The sequence below is a fragment of the Actinosynnema sp. ALI-1.44 genome (assembly GCF_001984155.1).
Lineage (GTDB): Bacteria > Actinomycetota > Actinomycetes > Mycobacteriales > Pseudonocardiaceae > Kibdelosporangium.
In genome coordinates this window covers 55,865-74,523 of sequence record NZ_MTQO01000032.1, presented here as the reverse complement: position 1 = coordinate 74,523, position 18,659 = coordinate 55,865, and the positions used below count along the sequence as shown (strand labels likewise).

Here is an 18,659-nt window from a genome sequence, read left to right as displayed (position 1 = left end):
TTGCCACGCTCAGCACATGAAAGTTCTCGCAACGTTGACCGCAGGCCTGTTGGTGGCTTTGGCGGTGCAGGGCACTTCGACGGCCGAGGTGGCCAAGCCTCTGGGAGTCGAGAAGCCGCGGCTCGCGCCCGCGGCGAAGAACGTCAAGCTGCGCAGCACGCTTCCGGAGACCGAGCGGGCGATTGCGATCGCGTTCGCCGAGTACGGCCGCAAGGACGTCGCGTTCGTCAGCGGCGAGTTCGGCCTCAAGACCTTCGACGTGACCGACGTCGACAAGCCGAAACTGCTCGACCACCTGACCAAGCAGGAGATGGCGCTGCCCGGCGACGACCCGTCGCAGCGCTTCTGGGAAAACGAGGACATGAACGTCGACCCGGTGCGCAAGATCGCGTTCCTGGCGCGTGAGGTGAACTCGTTCGGCCGCGCCCTGCCGGGTGACCGGCCGACGGGCAACTACATCGTGTCCGCGGTCAACCCGGCCGACCTGAAGATCCTCACGTTCCACCGGCAGAACACCGGTCACACGAGCACGTGCATCAACAACTGCCAGTACCTGTGGACGGCCGGGCGTGACCGGTCGACGGCCAACGAGGGCCGGATCTTCGTCACCGACATCCGCGACCCGGCCAACCCGAAGGAATCGCCGCTGGGCCTCGACACCCGCGGCATCGGCAAGATCACGCACGACGTGCAGGTCGACGCCCAGGGCATCGCCTGGGTGGCCGGTGACAACGCCACCCGCGGCTACTGGACCGAAGGCTGGCACCGTGACCCGCTGACCGGGAAGTTCCGCAAGGCGACGGCACTCGACCCCATCCCGTACGCGGGCGGTGGCGTGCCGCAGATCGACATGCCGACGCGCTTCACGCACAACTCGTTCCGACCCGTCGGCCGGACCCTGCTGGACGGCCCGAGGCCGACGCGGGAAAACCCGCCGGGCAGCCTGCTGCTGCACACCGAGGAGGCGTACTCCTCGACGTGCAAGGACCAGGGCCGCTTCGTCATCTCCTCGCTGAAGGGCACCGAGAACGGCGAGGGCTGGGCCGAGACGCCGAAGGAGATGAAGACCGTCGGCGTGTGGAGCCCGGACGACAAGGAAGGCACCATCCCCGGCGACGTGACGTGCTCCGCGCACTACTTCGACGTGCAGAAGCGGATCGTGGCCTACTCCTGGTACGAGCAGGGCACCCGCTTCCTGGACATCTCCAACCCGGCGAAGCCGATCCAGATCGCGTACTGGCGGCCGGACACGGCGGTCTCCTGGGCGCCGTACTGGCACAAGGGCAACACCTTCGTCGCGGACCTGTCCCGCGGCGTGGAGATCGTGTCGCTGACCAAGGGCGCATACGACGCCCAGGACAGCGGGACCAACGTCCAACTCGTCACCAACGGCCCGGTCAAGGCGCAGGTCGGACCGGGCGGCGGGCGTGAGCGTCTGCCGCTGGTGCCCCACCCGGACTACGGCTACGCGTGTCCGATGGTCGCCGCACGCGGTGGCGACTGCGGGCCCGGCAGCACCAGCTGCTGCTAAAGCCTTGTGAGTGTTCAGTCCGGTTCTAGGCTAACCGGACTGAACACTCACGAGGTTTTCCCATCTGGGAGACTTGGTGTCCATGACGGTTGCGTTGATCACCGGGGCGGGCGGCGGGCTCGGGCGTGCGATGGCGTTGCGGTTGGCCAGTGACGGCTACGCGATCGCCGCGCTGGACATCGACCCGGACAGCGTCGCCGAGACCGTCGCCGAAGTCTCTCAGGCAGGTGGAACGGCTGCGCCGTTCGTCGCGGACCTGCGGGACGCCCAGTCCATTGAGGACACATTCGTCGCCGTCGGCTCACGGCTCGGCCCGATCGAAGTGCTTGTCAACAACGCGGCCATCTTCCCCAAGCGCCCGTTCGACTCGGTGCCGTTGGCGGAGTACGACGAAGTGCACGCGGTGAACCAGCGATCGTACTGGTACACATCGCAACTGGCCGCGCGGCAGATGCCAGAGACGGGTGGCCGGATCGTCAACATCGCGTCCATGACGATGCACGGCGGCTGGTCCGAACTGGCGGCGTACGTCGCCACCAAGGGCGCCGTCGCCGCGCTCACCAAGGCACTCGCCCGGGAACTGGGGCCACGCGAGATCCGGGTCAACTGCGTGTCGCCGGGGGCGTTTCCGACCGCTGGTGAGGCCATTCACCCGGATCCCGTGGCTTACAACGCTTTCGTACTGGAGAACCAGGCCCTTGCCCGTCGTGGAACTCCGGCCGAGCTTGCCGCCGTGGTGTCGTTTCTCGTCGGGCCTGATTCGTCGTTCGTGACCGGCCAGACGATCGAGGTCAACGGCGGCTGGTTCATGGCTTGACAGCACGGCCACGGCGCTCGACGACGGCGAGTGCCGGTCGCCCCACTCGCCGCAGGTATCACCGCTGGATGGTGCCGCACGGTCGGTCAGCGATCAGAATTGCGGATCTTGCTCAACGGCAGGGCAGTCCGCTTCTGCCGACGAGCGTGCGAACTCTCGTGGTGTCGGCTTGAAGCATGGCGGCCGCGCTCCGGCTCCGCCTGCACTGTGCCGAGCCGGGCGGCTATTTGACGACGTGGAAGTGCGGGTGAGCGTTCCATGCGGCCATCGCCGGGGCGTCGAGATGGACGCAGTCCTCAATGCGGATGCAGCGACCTGCCTTCTCCAGATGGCCAAGTAGGCCCGCAGAGGGGAGAGCATGAAACTCGACGAACACCCAGCCCTCGGTCCGCAGCGCGACACGTTCGGCCATCCGGCCCAGGGCGGGTCGGCCAGCGAGGTCGCTGATGAAGATGTGCAGTCCGATGGCGCAACGCATCACCACGCCGGATGCCCGATCGAGAATCCGCAACTCCGCCCAACCAGTCTCACTGTCCGGTGCGTCCAGAGAGTAGCCATAGGGCAGACTTTCGGTGGAGTACCAGCCGAACGGATCAGGGGCATTACCGATCAGCCCTTCGGCGATCATCTCCTCCACCACGACAGGCTCGACCTGCGCAGCGGTGCGAGGGCTCAACACTGTCAACGCCGTTCCACCCATGGCGAAGAGTAGACGACATCCGACAGAGCCGCTGCCACTGGATATCGAACTCGATCCCGCCGGAAAGACCACGGCGCAACAGACGTCCGCCGACGACGAACGTGCTGTTCCATGCGCGAAGGGCGCGCTGGCCGGTGCCTGCGGTGGTACCGTCCACAACGTGGCCATCGGCGCTCGAACTATTCGCGATTTGCTGCGCCCCCTTAGCCTCCCCACTAAACCTGTACCCCTGTTGGTTTCGGTCGACGAGGGCGTGGATGGTTCATTCACCCAGCCACTGCACAGGTTGCTGTTGTCAGCGGACCACGCGGAGCGACTACCCCCGCCGCACCGCCCGAGGTCTTCCCCACTGCCGACAACCGTTGACGACCTCGCCGCGGTGATGAAACCCGTCGCGCTCCCGGCCGATCGCCTGCTCGGAGTGTTGGTGAACACCTGCACCCGGGACTTGGCCTACCAGTTGCCGTTCGGGCCATGGAACGCTGAGACTGCACGGCCTGTGCTGCACCAGGTCATGAATGCGCTGGGACCGGACTCGTACTGGCGGAGCAACAACGACTTCTCATACGCCGAAGCATGGAGCGCTGACGGTCAGCCCGACGCATATGCCTCAGATCCGGTGACCGGGCATTGCTTCAATCGTGCGCTCGTCGGCTCCGGCAACGGCGTCGTCGTGACGTTCCTGGCTGTCGCCGACGACTGACAAACGCGGATAACTCGGTCGCTGTGAAGAACCTCCGAGTTACGTACCGCCCGCTCATGCCGCAGACGACACAGTTGTCTCTCGATCAGCCGACGTTCTGGTGCGCTGGTCAGTACGTCACAGGCAAAGGCGGCATGGGAAGGCCGTGCCTCCGACGCGGACTTGGGCGAACTCCTCCAATTCAGCTCGCTGGCCGCAGAACTTGATGTACTCGCCGGTCCACCGGTTGCCTCGTGCGGGAGTACCGCCGATGGTGCGACAGGTAGCCCGATGAAGCATCAGGTAGTTCGGCGCGGGTCGGCGGGCTGTGTTGAGCACGAACAGGTCGGGATGAGCGGCCAACCACCGCTCATAGCCAGCGTCGTCTTCCTGGAACTGCTTCACCCTGCCATCCCTCCTACCCCTGACGAGCATGCACGCACATGCCGATGATGCAGTGCGCACGCCTGGTCTTGAACGAACTATGGAGCTGGTTGACCTTCCTGCTGGACGAGTGCGGCGATCACGCCGTTGATGACGCTTTGGGAGAACTCACTGTCGCCGTCCGGAGTGACGATGGTGATCAGCGATAGGTCTGTGGCCACGACTATGACCGGGTATGGATCGAAGGGCAGACCTCGGGCATATGGGTCATGCTGAACCAGTGCCTCGAACCGCGGAGCCTGGCATGGCTGGTAGAGCAGAGCGAAAGGACCGACGGCCGAGCCCGGTATCTCGTAGCCATGGTCGTCCCAATCCGAGAGCATCCGCTCGTCCTTGGCGACGAGGACCTCGCCACACGTCTCGGGAATATCTGACCGGGCGTCCTGCCACGTGACGAACGGCGTCTGCGCCGGATCGCCTGCCGATATCCGCATGTCGGGCCACACACGTCCCCATTGCTCAAGAAACCGGCCGATGGCGGGTCCGGCGCGTCCTGCGGTGAGCAGGACGGTGTCGACGCCGGTGATCATGATGGACTCCGTCCCGGTAGCGACCTCGGCTTGCGGGACGCCCGCGACGTCTGGTCGTGTGGTCGCAGCAGCAGGCCAGTGCGCTGACTCTCGAACATCCTGTCATGCCGCTGATCGGTTATGTCCATTCGATCAGCGGCAACGCGCTCTTCTGCCGAGGCGCGGAAGTCGGTAGCTGGTGGGCGTGTTATTGGCCATGGTCGGCTGTGCCGTGCTTGTGGAGCAGGAGTTGGGGGTTGAGGGCAGCTTGTACGAGACACTCCCATTGTGCCCTGCGTTTCTCTGACAACAGAATGACGCGTAACGGCAGCGGCCGGAGCGCGATTCTAAGGCGAGAGTCCAGGGAGGAATCTTGCCGCGAGCCACGTTCGAGCTGGTCATCGACGACGCCGACCCGATGGAGACGAGCCGGGCCAGCGAGTCGCTGCTGGCTGAACTCGACGCACTCGACTTCAGCGGCCTCGACCGGGCGGACGAACCGGCGGTGGGCGGGACCCGCTCGGGCACCGTCGCCGCGGTCGGCACGCTGGTCGGGCTGTTCTCCTCTCCCCTCGTGCTCAAGGCCGCCGTCGACGTGGTGAAGTCGTGGCTCACCCGCCAGGAACGGGGCGCGGTAACCATCACCTGCGGCGACGACACGCTGACGGTGGCCAATCCGTCCAAGGCCGACCAGGAGGCGCTGGTCGCCGCGTTCGTGAAGAAGCACACCGGGCAGTAGCGATGGCTCGCCGCTGCCTGATCATCGCCAACCAGCACTACCAGGACCCCGCCTTCGACGAGCTGCCCGGGGCGGCCGAGGACGCGGCAGCGCTGGCCGGTGTGCTGACCAGGCCGGAGATCGGTGACTTCGAGGTCGACGTGCTGTCCGACGCGGCAGCGCCCGCGATCCGCCGCGCGATCGAGTCGTTCTTCCGGCAGGCCGACCGCGGCGACCTGCTGTGGCTGCACCTGTCCTGCCACGGCATGAAGAACCGCGACAACCGGCTCTTCCTCGTCGCGACGGACACCGAGAAGGACTACCTCGCCTCCACCGGGATCGACTGCACGTTCCTGGGCGACCAGGTGGAGGGCAGCCGCTGCAACCAGGTCGTGGTGTTCCTGGACTGCTGCTACAGCGGCGCGTTCAACCGCGGCTTCCGGACGAGGGCGGGGCAGGAGACCGTCGACGTGGGCGAGGCGCTCGGCGGGCGTGGCCGGGTGGTGATCACCGCGTCGAACGCGTTGCAGTTCAGCCACGAGTCCGTCGTGACCAGTCGCAGCGCGGCCGAACCGTCCATCTTCACCCAGTCCATCGTGGATGGTCTCGGCACCGGCGCGGCGGATCTGGACAACGACGGCCGCATCAGCATCGACGAGCTCTACGAGTACGTGCACCAGCGCGTGCGTGAACGGCTGCCCAACCAGACTCCGACGCTGAGCGTGTCCAGTGCCGAGGGGACCTTGTACGTCGCCAGGAGCTCCCGGTACGTGGCGTCGGGGTTGCCGCCCGAGATCGCCCAGGGACTGCACAGCCCCTTGTCGTGGCAACGGATCGGCGTCATCCACGAGCTGGAGAACCTGCTGGGCAGCAGGCACGAGGCTGTGCGCAAGGCGGCGCGGGGCGCGTTGGCCCGGCTGATCGCCGACCAGGACTCGACGGTCGCGGCGCAGGCCAGGCGGATGTGGTACTCCCGCGGGCTCGGCGAACCGCCGGCAGTCCGGCCGGACACGCTGGCGCCCGGCGGAAACCTGACCTACATCGCGGGCATCGACTTCGGCACGACGAACTCCTCGGTGGCGGTGTTCGACAACGGCGAGTGCCGGATCGTGCCTAACTCCGTCGGGGAACGGTTCACGCCCAGCGTCGCGGCGCTGACCGCGTCGGGTGAGTGGCTCGTGGGTGAACCAGCCAAACGCCAGGCGGTGACGAACGCGGCGCGGACGTTCTCGTCGACCAAGCTCAAGCTGGGCACGGACTGGGTGGCGTACGTCAACGACCGCCGGTTCACCGCCGAGGACATCGCCGCCGTGATCCTCCGCAAGCTCAAGGCAGACGCGGAGAACTACCTGCAGGGCACCATCACCGACGTGGTGCTGACCGTGCCTGCCTACTTCGATCTCGGACAACGCCAGGCGACGGTCGGCGCGGCCGAGCGAGCGGGCCTGAACGTCATGCGAGTGGTCGCCGAACCGACCGCCGCCGCGATGGCGTACGGGATGACGCCGCGCCAGGAACACGTCGTGCTGGTCTTCGACCTCGGCGGCGGCACCTTCGACGTGTCGCTGCTGGAGATCTCCGACTACTCCGACCAGCCGGACGAGTCGGAGATCGGCGTCGTCGAGGTCAAGGCGACCAGCGGCGACAACCACCTCGGCGGGGACACCTGGGACGAACGGATCGTCGACTGGCTCGTCCAGCGGTTCACCACGGCGCACGGGGTGAACCTGCGCACCGACGCGGCCGCGATGCGCCGTGTCCGCGAGGCCGCCGAGAACGCGAAGATCGAACTCTCGTCGACGCGGCTCACGTCGATCACCCTGCCGTACATCGCGCCCGGCGCCGACCGTGATCCGTTGTCCCTGCACGAATCGCTGTCCCGCGACCGGTTCCAGGCGATGACAGCCGACCTGGTCGAGCGCGCCGAACGCCCGATCTTCGCCGTGCTCAAGGACGCCGAGGTCAAGATCGAGGACGTCGACGACGTCGTCCTCGTCGGCGGTGCGACGCGGATGCCCGCGATCGGTGACCTGGTGCAGCGGCTGACCGGGAAGCCGCCCCGGCGCGGCCTGATCCCGGACGGCGTCGCTGTCGGCGCCGCCATCCAGGGATCGATACTGCACGGGCTGACCAAGAACGTCCTGCTGCTGGACGTCACGCCGCTCTCGCTCGGGATCGAGACCACCGGGGGCATCTTCACCAAGCTGATCGAGCGCAACACCACGATCCCGACGAAGCGGTCGGAGATCTTCGGCACCGCTGTCGAAGGCCAGACCACCGTGCGGGTCGCGGTCCACCAAGGAGAGCAGGAACTCGCCCGGCACAACCCCAAAATGGCGGTACTGGAGCTGACGGGGATCCTGCCGGACAACGCGGGTGCACCGCGGATCGAGGTGACGATCGACGTCGACGCCAACGGCATCGCGCACGTCACGGCGAAAGATCTCGGGTCGGGCAAGGAAACCGCCGTCACCATAACCGCTGACACCGTGCGAGCGGCCGCGGCCGTCCCGTCCGACCCGAACCTGGTGGTGAAACACGTGTCACCACCAGGATCTCAGCCAGTCGACCTCCGGAAACTCATGCAGTCCAACCAGGACAGCACATGAGCCTGTGGGGTGTCAGGGGCTGTACCGGAGCATCAACGGCCGGTCACCATGACGTCCGGCCGTGCTGCCGACCGCCCAGATGTTCGGCACTATCGTGCCGCCGACCGCCAGCAACTGTCCACTTCGGATGTCCGGCATCTCGTCGGCATCCCAGGACGTACGACGGTCACCGTCGTACCGCAGACGCATCGCCAACGGCCGCGAGGAAGCGGTGGTCCCGACCACCAGCGGAGTTCCGTACTCGGTCGTCACGCCGGTCAACCACCCCGCCACCGCGGGGACGTCTTCCTTGGTGAGTCGTCCCGTCGCCGAATCGACGTGGTAGATGAGCGGATTGCGCAGCCGGGGCGAGGCTCCGACCGGCGCCGTCCAGCCGACGAGCCTTGTGGCGGCGACGTCGTAGCTCGTCACATGTTCTTCGTAGCCGGGCCGGGGCGGCGGTGTGGGGAGCACGGACCAGGACCTCCCGTCGAAGCGCAACGCGATGACTCTGCCGCCATGACGACGGTCGTGGTCGATGCCGTACACGAACACGCCATCGCTGGTCACCAACGCACCAGTCAGTTCGCTGGAGTCGTCAACCAGACCACGTGGCACAGGTGCGGCACGCCACCGCGCGCCATCCCACTTGAGCACCACACCGCGTTTCCCGGTCGCGTTCTGTTCCGCGCCGACCGCCCACGCCGTCTCCTCCGCGACAGGGTCGGTTTCGATGGCACGCACAACCGCGTGACCTGGAACGGGTACGCGCAGCCACTTGCCGTCCGTCCAGCGCAATGCGCCCTTCTCCCCCGCGGCCCACACGTGCCGCAGGCTGTGCACACGTCCCACGTCGGGTACGTCGACGGGCGCCCACTGGTCGGCGAACTCGCCGATGCTGTGGATCGCGTACGTCGTCCCGTCGCGCCGTACGCCGAACGCCCACGCGTTCGCCGAACCCATGGGAATCGTGGCCACGGCAGTGAGCGCGCCATCGGAACCGACATCACTTCGAACCTGCCACCCGGATGTCCCGGCCCACGCGGAGGTCGCGGTGCTCACCAGGCACGCGACCACCCCCAGGACCAGGACTCGGTTTCTTCGGGTCAACACTCCTCCGATCCTCGACCTCGATCAGTGAGCACCAGTCTGTTCGTTCGGAGGCAAACGGTCCAGCATTCCGTGGGAACCTATTCCACCGGCGCCGCGAACTGCGCCGAGTACAGCCGGTGGTACGCGCCCTGCCGCTCCAGCAACTGCTCGTGCGAGCCCTGCTCGACGATCCGGCCCGACTCCATCACCAGGATCAGGTCCGCGTCGCGGATCGTGGACAGCCGGTGGGCGATCACGAAGCTCGTCCGTGACGACCGCAGCGCCGCCATGGCGTGCTGCACCAACGATTCCGTCCGCGTGTCGACCGAGCTGGTCGCCTCGTCGAGGATCAGCAGCGACGGGCTGGCCAGGAACGCACGCGCGATCGTGAGCAGCTGCTTCTCGCCCGCCGACACGTTCGTGCCTTCGTCGTCGATGACTGTGTCGTATCCGTCCGGCAGGGTCCGGACGAAGCGGTCGACGTACGTGGCACGGGCCGCCGCGAGGATCTCCTCCTCGGTCGCCCCTGGCTTGCCGTAGGCGATGTTGTCCCTGATCGTGCCGCCGAACAGCCACGTGTCCTGGAGGACCATGCCGGTCTGGGCACGCAGGTCTTCGCGATTCAGGTGCGTGATGTCCACGCCGTCGAGCGTGATCCGGCCCGCGTCGAGTTCGTAGAACCGCATGATCAGGTTGACGAGCGTTGTCTTGCCCGCTCCTGTCGGTCCGACGATGGCCACTGTCTGGCCTGGTTCGGCCACCAGTGACAGGTTCTCGATCAGCGGCTGGTCCTCCTTGTAGGAGAACGACACCTTCTCGAACTCCACGCGCCCCCGTCGCTCAGCGGGCAGCGACGCGTCCGCCGGGTCGGGCTCCTGCTCCTCGGCGTCGAGCAGTTCGAACACCCGCTCGGCCGAGGCGACACCGGACTGCAGCAGGTTCGCCATCGACGCGATCTGGGTGATCGGCTGCGTGAACTGCCGCGAGTACTGGATGAACGCCGTGACCTCGCCGAGTGTCATCGTGCCGGAGGTGATCCGGATACCACCGACGACCGCGATGACCACGTAGCTCAGGTTCGACAGGAACATCATCGACGGCATGATCAGGCCGGAGACGAACTGCGCACCGGACGCCGCCTGGTAGAGCTCCTCGTTGCGGCGCCGGAACTCCTCCTCCGACTCCTGCTGCCTGCCGAACGCCTTCACCAGCTGGTGCCCGGTGAACGACTCCTCGATGTGCGCGTTGAGCGCGCCGGTGTGCTTCCACTGGGCGATGAACAGCTTCTGCGACCGTTTGCCGATCGCTCTCGTCAGCAGCATGGACGCCGGGATGACCAGCAGCGCGATCAACGCCAGCACGGGCGAGATCGTGAACATCATGATGACCACGCCGATGACGGTCAGCACGGACGTCAGCAACTGGCTCATCGTCTGCTGGAGCGTGGTGGAGATGTTGTCGATGTCGTTGGTGACACGGGAAAGCAGCTCACCGCGAGGCTGTTGGTCGAAGTACCGCAACGGGAGCCGGTGCAGTTTGGCCTCGACGTCCTCGCGCAACCGGTAGACCACGCGCTGCACCAGGTCGTTGAGCAGCCTGCCCTGTGCCCAGGCGAACAGCGACGACGTCAGGTACAGCCCGAGGACCCACGCCAGCACGCCGCCGAGTGCGCCGAAGTCGATCCCGGCGCCGGGGACACCGCGCATCCTGGCGATGACACCGTTGAAGATGATGTCCGTGGCGTGCCCGAGGACTTTCGGTCCGGCGACGCTGAAGCCCACGGCGAGAACGCCGAGCGCGACGACGACAGCGAGGCTGACGCGCTCCGGCCGCATCCGGCGCACCAGTCGTTTCGCCGAGCCGCCGAAGTCGTCGGGTTTGCTGGGTGGGCCCTGCATGGCGCCGAAGCGCGCGCCGAAGCCGCCGCCGCCCGCGGCAGGCTTGGTCTTCGTCGTGGTGGGAGTGCTCATGCTGCCTGCTCCGGGGTGAGCTGGGACTCGACGATCTCGAGGTAGGTGGGACAGCCGGCCATCAGTTCGCGGTGCGTGCCGGAGCCGACCACTTCACCGTTCTCCAGCACGATGATCTGGTCCGCGTCGAGCACAGTGGACACTCGCTGGGCGACGACGATCACCGCGGCCTGCTCGGTCCGCGGCCGCAACGCCGCGCGCAGTGCCGCGTCGGTCGCGAGGTCCAGCGCGGAGAACGCGTCGTCGAACAGGTAGATCTGCGGTTCACGGACGAGCGCCCGTGCGATCGACAGCCGTTGCCGCTGGCCGCCGGAGACGTTGGTGCCGCCCTGGGCGATGGTCGCGTCGAGCCCGCCCATCTCCTCGACGAACCCCCGTCCCTGCGCGATCTCCAGCGCCTCCCACAGCTGGTCGTCGGTCGCGTCGGGGTTGCCGTACCGCAGGTTGGACCGCACGGTTCCGGTGAACAGGTACGCCTGCTGCGGCACGAGACCGATCCGGCCGCGCAGCACCTCGGGATCCAACTCGCGCACGTCCGTGCCGTTCACCGTGATCCGACCGGCGGTCACGTCGATGAACCTCGGGATCAGGTTGACCAGCGTGGTCTTCCCCGACCCGGTGCTGCCGATGATGGCGGTCGTCCTGCCCGCCTCGGCGCGCAACGAGATGTCCCGCAGGACCGGCTCGGCGGCGCCGGGATACCGGAACTCGGCCCGGTCGAACACGACCTCGGCCCGCGCGGGCAGCTCGGTGACCGGTGCCGTGGGCGGTCGCACCGACGACTCGGTGTCGATCACCTCCAGGATCCGCTCGGCGCAGACGGCGGCACGCGGGATCATGATCGAGATGAAGGTGGCCATCATGACCGCGGCGAGGATCTGAATCAGGTAGGACAGGAACGCGGTGAGCGCGCCGACCTGCATCTCACCGGAGTCGACGCGGTACGCGCCGAACCACAGCACCGCGACGCTGGAGACGTTGAGGATCAGCATCACGGTCGGGAACATCATCGCCTGCAGCCGTCCGACCCGCCGCGCGGTGTCGGTGAGCTGGTCGTTCGCGTCGGCGAAGCGCCGGGTCTCGGCCTTCTCGCGGACGAACGCCCGCACGACGCGGATACCGGTCAACTGCTCGCGCAGGACTCGGTTGACCTGGTCGATGCGGTCCTGCATGAGCCGGAACTGCGGCACCATCCGGGAGACGATCAGGCCGATCGAGATGACCAGCACGGGCACGCACACCAGCAACAGCCACGACAGCCCGAGGTCCTCCCGCAGCGCCATCACGATACCGGCGACGCACATGATCGGCGCGGTGACGAACATCGTGGCCATCATGACGACGAGGATCTGGACCTGCTGCACGTCATTGGTGGTGCGGGTGATCAACGACGGCGCGCCGAACGTGGCGACCTCACGGGCGGAGAACTCGCCGACGCGGTGGAAGATGCCCGCGCGGACGTCGCGCCCGAACGCCATCGCCATCCGCGCGCCGTAGCGGACCGCCGCGATCGAGCAGGCGATCTGCACCAGCGAGACGGCGAGCATCCAGCCGCCCACCATCAGGATGTAGTCGTTGTCCCCGCGCGCGACACCGTTGTCGATGATGTCCGCGTTCAGGCTGGGCAGGAACAGGGACGCGATCGTGCCGACGAGCTGCAGCACGAGTACGATTGTCAGCTCTCTGCGGTAGGGCCGCAGGTAGGTGACCAGCAAACGGTTCAGCACCGGATCCCCCATGCAAGATACGAGCCGTGTCTAATAGTGCCGAAAGCTAGAGTACGCGGATAAGATACGCAACGTATTTCAGGGGGCCCTGGTGACGGAGACCACCCGAACGCGCCGCCGCGGCCCGGAGCTCGAACAGGCCATTTTGGACGCTGCCTGGGCCGAGCTGAGGGATGTCGGCTACCCAGCTCTAACCATAGAGGCCGTGGCAAAACGAGCAGGGACAAGCAAACCGGTCATTTACCGCAGATGGCCCAGCCGCGCGGCCCTGGTCGTCGCCGCGTGGGCGACGCGGCGGCCGATCAGCGAGGAAACACCCGACCTCGGCACGTTGCGCGCCGACCTGCTGTGGCTGTTCACCAGGATCGCGATGCGGATGGACGCGATGATGAGCCAGACCATCGCCGGTGTGATGGCCGAGGCGTTCAAGCACCCCGAAGTGCAGACTTTCCTACGCGAACGGATGGACTCCGCGCCGCTGTCGAAGTCCTTGTGGACCATCGTCGACAACGCGGTCGCCCGCGGCGAACTGTCCCCCGTCGTCATCCCGCGCCGCGTGCTGCAACTGCCGCTCAACCTGCTCCGCTCCGAGGCGATCATGTGCGGCACACCGCTGTCCGATGAGGTACTGGGCTCGATCGTGGACGACGTCTACATCCCCATCCTGAAGGGCCTGTCGCTGAGCCAGTGACCCACCTCGTCCCAGGTGCGCTCGTCCCCGACCCTGACTCTCAGGTGAGTTGATGACGGCGGCGACCAAGACCAAGCTGGGTTGACACGTCTGGGCATATGCCTAGACTCGAAGTGGCAGCAACTGGTGTTCATATAGCCGCCAAATCGACTCAACCAGAGCTGGGACAGACGTGGGGGACGGCTGGGGGCCGGCTACTGGCCACAACGAACACACAAGGGGGAAGTTCGTGCAGAGGGGAATGCGGTACCAACTACTTGGGCCACTGACCGTCAGCCACGAAAACCGGCCGATCCGGCTGGGCGGGCCCCGGCAGCAGATCCTGCTCGCCATGCTCCTGCTGGAAGCCAATCAAGTGATGGACCTCGACCGGCTGATCGACGCCATTTGGAGCGAGCAGCCGCCGACGTCAGCCAAGACCCAGATCCGGATATGCGTTTCCGAGATCCGCCGACGATTCCTGGAAGCGGGCTGCGGCGAAAGCATCGAGACGCATTCGTCAGGATATCTGCTGCGCGTCGAGAACGAGGCGCTCGACCTGCGGCAGTTCAAACAATTCGTCGCGCGCGGACGGCAGGCGGCGAGGGACGGTCACGACGAGGAGGCGATGCGGCTGCTGAAGGCGGCACTGGCGTTGTGGCGCGGACCGATGTTCTCCGGACTGAACAGCACCCTGCTCGACGCCGCCGCGGTCAGGTTCGACGAAGAGCGGCAAGTGGTGATCGAGGAGTACGTCGACCTCTGCCTCGCGTTGGGCATGCACCGCGAGATCGTGGGCGAACTGGCCGGATACGTCGCGGACGCGCCGTTCCAGGAGAACCTGTGCGCCCAGTACATGTGGACGTTGCACCGTTGCGGGCGGAAGGCCGAGGCGCTGGAGTTCTTCCGCTACGTGCGCAGGAGGTTCGCCGACGAACTGGGCATCGAGCCGAGCAGGAACCTGCGGCGGGCCGAAACGCGGATCCTCACCGACGAGTCCGGCGGGGAACCGGTGAGCTCGATCACCTACGTGCGCACGCCGGACCGCCACGTCGGCGTGGAGGACCGGCTGTCCCGGCTGGAACAGGAACTGGAGCAACTCAGGTCCGAATACTCGCAGCTCGTCGGCCGGTCGAGGGCACAGGCAGGCGGCGAGCGCGCACTGTCCCACAGCCGCCAGCCGATATTTCACCGATACCCGACCGGTATCGCCGAACGCGACCATTGAGGGTGTCCGACACTTCAACGTCGAAAGAACCACCAATGGCGGCAAGCGATTTTGACAGCCACCTTCGGAAAACGGTGGCATGGCATTTCGATCCGACCACCGGATCGCCCTTCTGGCTGAGGAAACGGGATGAACTGGGGTTCGACCCGAACGAGATCGACACCGTCGCCGACCTGACCGGGTTTCCCGACGTCAGCGACGAACTCCGGTCCGTTCCGGTGCAGGACCTCGTCCCGAGGGGCATGGCGGGCACGGTCTTTCGCGTCTACGAATCCGGTGGTACCACAGGGAGTCCGAAACGAATCGTGGACGCCCGGTACCGCAGGGCGATGCTCGCCTGGGCCCGCGACCGGTTGCTGGACCTCGGGGTGCCCGCGAACGGCAACTGGTTGCACATCGCCCCGACCGGCCCGCACGTCGCGGGTACCGACGTGGCGACCCACGCGGCCATGGGCGGCGGTTTCTTCCACACCGTCGACTTCGACCCGCGCTGGGTCAAGCGGCTCGTGGCCGCGGGCAAGCGGGACGTCGTGGGCCAGTACGTCCAGCACCTCGTCGATCAGGCGGAAACCGTCATGGCGACTCAGGACATCGACGTCCTGAACGCGACACCCGCCCTGCTGGAAGCGATCTGCGCGCGACCGCGACTGGTCGAGACCGTCAACGCGAAGGTGACCGCGATCCTGTGGGCGGGGATGTCCGCCAGCGCGGAAACCCTGCGGGTGCTGGACGAGTACTTCTTCCCCGAGGTCGCGATCGCCGGTGTGTACGGCAACAGCCTGATGGGTGTGGCGCCGCAACGCCCGCGTCTCGCCGACGACGCGCATCGGTGTGTCTTCGAGCCCTTTCCGGAAACGACGCGTATCGATCTGGTGGACGAGGACGGGAAGATCGTCGACTACGGCGAACGCGGCCGGGTCCGGCTGCACCTGATCTCCCCCGAGATGTTCCTGCCCAACGTCATGGAACGAGACAGCGCCGTGCGGGTGGCGCCGACCACGGCGGGCGGAGTGGACGGCCTCGCCGACGTCCAGCCCTACCAGGCACCCGGCGACGCCGAGATCATCGAAGGTGTCTACTGATGGCACCGCAGGCGATCAACCCGATCCTCGGCGGCAGGGAGACGGTCAGCTCGGACCGCGTGTTGCTCACCAGCGTCCGTGGGCAGCCGCTCGCCGACGTCGGTCTTGTCCCCCGGCTGCTCGCCCAGGTCGCGGTCGACGGCCTCCGCCGCGGCGGCGACGGATCGCCACCGGACCCGGCGATCTTCGAAACCGCCGCACAGCTCTTCGCGCACGAAACAGTCGCGGGCGAAACCTACGACGCGTACGCGCACAACGTCATGCTGAGTACCGGGTTGACCGCGTCATCGGTCAGCCAGGCAACCGCGGACATCGTCACTCAGCTGAGCGAGTTGCGCGCGGTCACCATGGCCGAGTTGCCGAGTGCCGGTTTCACCTCCGGGTTCGGCACCCGTTGGGTGCCCCGTGGCGAGGTGTTCACGTGTCTGCTTGCCAGCAACCACCCCGCCCCCAACGCATCGTGGGTGCAGGCCCTCTTCCACGGATACCGGGTACTGGTCCGGCCAGGCGGCAGGGATCCGTTCACACCGCACCGCCTGCTCGGTGCGTTGCTCGCCGCGGGCTTGCCGCCGGACTCGGCGGCGTTCGTGCCGTGCGGGCACGCCGTCGGCGAATACCTCGTCGACGTGGCCGACCGGGCACTGGTGTACGGCGGCGAACAGGCAGTCGCGCGCTGGCGTGGCCAGGAGTCGGTGGCCGTGCGCGGGCCTGGCCGGGCCAAGGCCCTGCTCGACGTCGACCCCACCGATGAGGTCCTCGACCACCTGGCGTTCACGGCATCGTTCGACGGCGGCGCGCGATGCACGAACCTGTCCGCGGTGTTCACCAGCCGGCCCGTCGCCGAGGTCGCCGACGGGCTGGCCGAACGGTTGACCAAGATCCCGGCACTGCCCGCGACCGATCCGGAAGCGGTGCTGCTGACGCTCGATCGGACTCGCGCGGACCTGCTCGGCGGTCAGCTCAGCCGGATGCGGGGCGACGGGCTGCACGACCACAGTGGACAGCTCGACGATCGCGACACGGTCGTGGAAGTCGGCGACGGCTCGTGTGTCGTCCGCCCATCGATCCTCTCCACGGATCGGGCGGACGACTCCCGGCTCGGCACCGAGTTGCCGTTCCCGTTCGTGATCGTGGCGCCGTGGCACCACGACGACGGGGTGGTGCCCCTGCGCGACTCGCTCGTGCTGAACCTGATCACCGATCGCCGGGACCTGGTCGACCGCGCGGTGCGCGAACCGAGCATCCGCAAGGTGGCAGGCGGCTTGGCCGTTCCGTGGGCGACGGCGCCCGGGATTCCGCACGACGGCAACTTCACCCAGTTCCTGCTGGAACCCAAGGGAATCATCGGCGATATCGCCGGATAACCCGAACGATAACGGCCGCGGCGACGATGGCGGCAACGGCGGCGGCGAGGCCAGGACGAAGCCACCGATCAGCAGATCAGCAGATCGCGAAAGCATACTTGAGGGAGAAACCGTGCACGAATCTGTCCAGATACTCGTGGTAGGCGGTGGCCCAGCGGGTTCGACGGCGGCAACGCTCCTCGCCCGAGAGGGATTCGCCGTCACCCTGCTGGAACGCGAGCACTTCCCCCGCTACCACATCGGCGAGTCGCTCCTGCCGTCCTGCCTGCCGATCCTGGACCTCATGGGCGCTCGCGAGAAAATCGAGAACCACGGGTTCCAGCGCAAGGGTGGCGCCTACTTCGAGTGGGGAACGGAGAAATGGGATCTCCGGTTCGACGAACTCGACGACACCACGTACAGCTGGCAGGTCGTCCGATCGGAATTCGACCACCTGCTGCTCGAACACGCGAAGTCGCAAGGCGTCGACGTGCGTGAGGGCGTGACGGTGAAGGAAGTCCTCTTCGACGACGACGGCCGGGCCGTCCAGGTGCGCTGGGAGAACACCGACCGCACGGACCACGGCGAGATCTCCTTCGACTTCATGGTCGACGCGTCCGGACGAGCGGGTCTGCTGGCGACGAAGCACCTGCGGAGCAGGCGATTCCACGACGTGTTCAAGAACGTCGGGTTCTGGGGGTACTGGAAGGGAACGAAGCCGATCGAGCAGGGCCCGGACGGGGCGATCGCCGTGTGCTCCATCCCGGAAGGATGGCTGTGGGCGATTCCGCTGCACGACGACACCGTCAGCATCGGCGTGGTCACCGGCAAGGAACACTTCCGGGCCGAGCAGGAGCGGCAAGGGCAACTCGCCGACATATACATGGAGAAGATCAAAAGCAGCACACTGACCGCGGACCTGATCGAGGGTGCCGAGCTCGTTTCCGAGATCAAGGCGGAAACCGACTACTCCTACGTGACCGAGAACTTCGCCGGTCCCGGCTACCTGCTGGCAGGCGACGCCGCGTGCTTCCTCGACCCGCTGCTGTCCACCGGAGTCCACCTCGCCACCTACAGCGGGCTGCTGGCGGCGGCGTCGGTGTCCTCGATTCTGCGGGACGGCACCGAAGAGGACCGCGCGCTGCGCTTCTACGCCTCGGCGTACGAGATGTCCTACGAGCGTCTGCTCGTCCTGGTCTCGGTCTTCTACCAGACCTACCGCGGCCGCGACGAACACTTCTTCGAGGCGCAGAAGCTGACCGCCAGGGAGAAGAACCAGCTGAACCTGCACGAGGCGTTCCTGAACATCGTCACCGGGATCGAAGACCTCGCCGACGCCAAGGAGCGCGCGTTCGACGCTGTGGCGGCCCGCCTCGCCGGTCCCGACGCGCTGAGCAACAACCCGCTGGTGAACCACAACGCGTCGATGGAGCAGATGCCCGACTCGCCGAGCCGTGCGCTCGATGGGCTGTACCTGGAAACCGAGCCGAAACTCACCCTCCGGGCAGTCGCGGACGTTCCGGCGGAGGCATGACCTCCCCGGGTAGCTTGACCGAGC

Annotated in this window: 16 protein-coding genes; 10 read left to right on the top strand and 6 right to left on the bottom strand. The window is 66.8% G+C overall.

Going from position 1 to position 18,659, the window contains the following annotated elements; all coding sequences use genetic code 11:
* Window positions 1–16 precede the first annotated feature (16 nt).
* Together ALI144C_RS06265 and ALI144C_RS06260 are read left to right on the top strand one after the other, a co-directional pair.
* Window positions 17–1,531, top strand: coding sequence for a hypothetical protein (locus tag ALI144C_RS06265; protein WP_076986051.1), 1,515 nt, complete (start codon window positions 17–19; stop codon window positions 1,529–1,531).
* 82 nt (window positions 1,532–1,613) lie between these two features.
* Window positions 1,614–2,348, top strand: coding sequence for an SDR family NAD(P)-dependent oxidoreductase (locus ALI144C_RS06260; RefSeq protein ID WP_076986050.1), 735 nt, complete (start codon window positions 1,614–1,616; stop codon window positions 2,346–2,348).
* A 223-nt stretch (window positions 2,349–2,571) separates the two neighbouring features.
* Here ALI144C_RS06260 and ALI144C_RS06255 read toward each other — a convergent pair whose 3' ends face one another.
* Entirely contained in the window at window positions 2,572–2,985 is a 414-nt protein-coding gene (locus tag ALI144C_RS06255) for a hypothetical protein (protein WP_143230447.1), read from the bottom strand.
* Window positions 2,986–3,046: 61 nt separating this feature from the next.
* Here ALI144C_RS06255 and ALI144C_RS54120 point away from each other — a divergent pair, with 61 nt between their 5' ends.
* Complete coding sequence (locus ALI144C_RS54120) at window positions 3,047–3,751, top strand: hypothetical protein (protein ID WP_143230446.1); 705 nt, start codon at window positions 3,047–3,049, stop codon at window positions 3,749–3,751.
* Between the two features lie 117 nt (window positions 3,752–3,868).
* Here ALI144C_RS54120 and ALI144C_RS06245 read toward each other — a convergent pair whose 3' ends face one another.
* Together ALI144C_RS06245 and ALI144C_RS06240 are read right to left on the bottom strand one after the other, a co-directional pair.
* The gene (locus ALI144C_RS06245) at window positions 3,869–4,135 is read right to left on the bottom strand and encodes a hypothetical protein (protein WP_076986148.1); all 267 of its coding nucleotides are present in this window, start codon (window positions 4,133–4,135) and stop codon (window positions 3,869–3,871) included.
* 77 nt (window positions 4,136–4,212) lie between these two features.
* Window positions 4,213–4,704, bottom strand: a complete 492-nt coding sequence (locus tag ALI144C_RS06240; protein WP_076986047.1) for a hypothetical protein — start codon at window positions 4,702–4,704, stop codon at window positions 4,213–4,215.
* A 352-nt stretch (window positions 4,705–5,056) separates the two neighbouring features.
* Here ALI144C_RS06240 and ALI144C_RS06235 point away from each other — a divergent pair, with 352 nt between their 5' ends.
* A complete protein-coding gene (locus ALI144C_RS06235; protein ID WP_076986046.1) occupies window positions 5,057–5,422 on the top strand; it encodes a hypothetical protein in 366 nt (121 codons plus the stop codon).
* Between the two features lie 2 nt (window positions 5,423–5,424).
* Entirely contained in the window at window positions 5,425–8,010 is a 2,586-nt protein-coding gene (locus ALI144C_RS58915) for a caspase, EACC1-associated type (RefSeq protein ID WP_076986045.1), read from the top strand.
* Between the two features lie 12 nt (window positions 8,011–8,022).
* On the opposite strand, the gene ALI144C_RS06225 is transcribed toward ALI144C_RS58915, so the two are convergent.
* The 3 genes from ALI144C_RS06225 to ALI144C_RS06215 all read right to left on the bottom strand — a co-directional run bounded on the left by ALI144C_RS06225 (window position 8,023) and on the right by ALI144C_RS06215 (window position 12,778).
* Window positions 8,023–9,102, bottom strand: coding sequence for a hypothetical protein (locus ALI144C_RS06225; RefSeq protein WP_143230445.1), 1,080 nt, complete (start codon window positions 9,100–9,102; stop codon window positions 8,023–8,025).
* Window positions 9,103–9,179: 77 nt separating this feature from the next.
* Window positions 9,180–11,051: an ABC transporter ATP-binding protein gene (locus tag ALI144C_RS06220; RefSeq protein ID WP_076986043.1), complete on the bottom strand. Its 1,872-nt coding sequence runs from the start codon at window positions 11,049–11,051 to the stop codon at window positions 9,180–9,182.
* Window positions 11,048–12,778: an ABC transporter ATP-binding protein gene (locus ALI144C_RS06215; RefSeq protein WP_076986147.1), complete on the bottom strand. Its 1,731-nt coding sequence runs from the start codon at window positions 12,776–12,778 to the stop codon at window positions 11,048–11,050. The genes ALI144C_RS06220 and ALI144C_RS06215 overlap by 4 nt, the downstream gene beginning before the upstream one ends.
* Window positions 12,779–12,869: 91 nt before the next feature.
* On the opposite strand from ALI144C_RS06215, the gene ALI144C_RS06210 reads away from it, so the two are divergent.
* The 5 genes from ALI144C_RS06210 (at window position 12,870) to ALI144C_RS06190 (ending at window position 18,635) form a co-directional block, all read left to right on the top strand.
* Window positions 12,870–13,469, top strand: a complete 600-nt coding sequence (locus ALI144C_RS06210) for a TetR/AcrR family transcriptional regulator (protein ID WP_076986042.1) — start codon at window positions 12,870–12,872, stop codon at window positions 13,467–13,469.
* Between the two features lie 229 nt (window positions 13,470–13,698).
* Window positions 13,699–14,676 carry an AfsR/SARP family transcriptional regulator gene (locus ALI144C_RS06205; RefSeq protein WP_143230444.1) on the top strand — a complete coding sequence of 326 codons (978 nt, stop codon included), beginning with the start codon at window positions 13,699–13,701 and terminating at the stop codon, window positions 14,674–14,676.
* 74 nt (window positions 14,677–14,750) lie between these two features.
* A complete protein-coding gene (locus tag ALI144C_RS06200; protein ID WP_202818862.1) occupies window positions 14,751–15,758 on the top strand; it encodes a phenazine biosynthesis protein in 1,008 nt (335 codons plus the stop codon).
* Window positions 15,758–17,122 (top strand): aldehyde dehydrogenase family protein, encoded by a 1,365-nt coding sequence (locus ALI144C_RS06195; protein ID WP_076986039.1) that lies wholly within the window; start codon window positions 15,758–15,760, stop codon window positions 17,120–17,122. The genes ALI144C_RS06200 and ALI144C_RS06195 overlap by 1 nt, the downstream gene beginning before the upstream one ends.
* Before the next feature lie 112 nt (window positions 17,123–17,234).
* Complete coding sequence (locus ALI144C_RS06190; protein ID WP_076986038.1) at window positions 17,235–18,635, top strand: NAD(P)/FAD-dependent oxidoreductase; 1,401 nt, start codon at window positions 17,235–17,237, stop codon at window positions 18,633–18,635.
* Window positions 18,636–18,659: the final 24 nt, after the last annotated feature.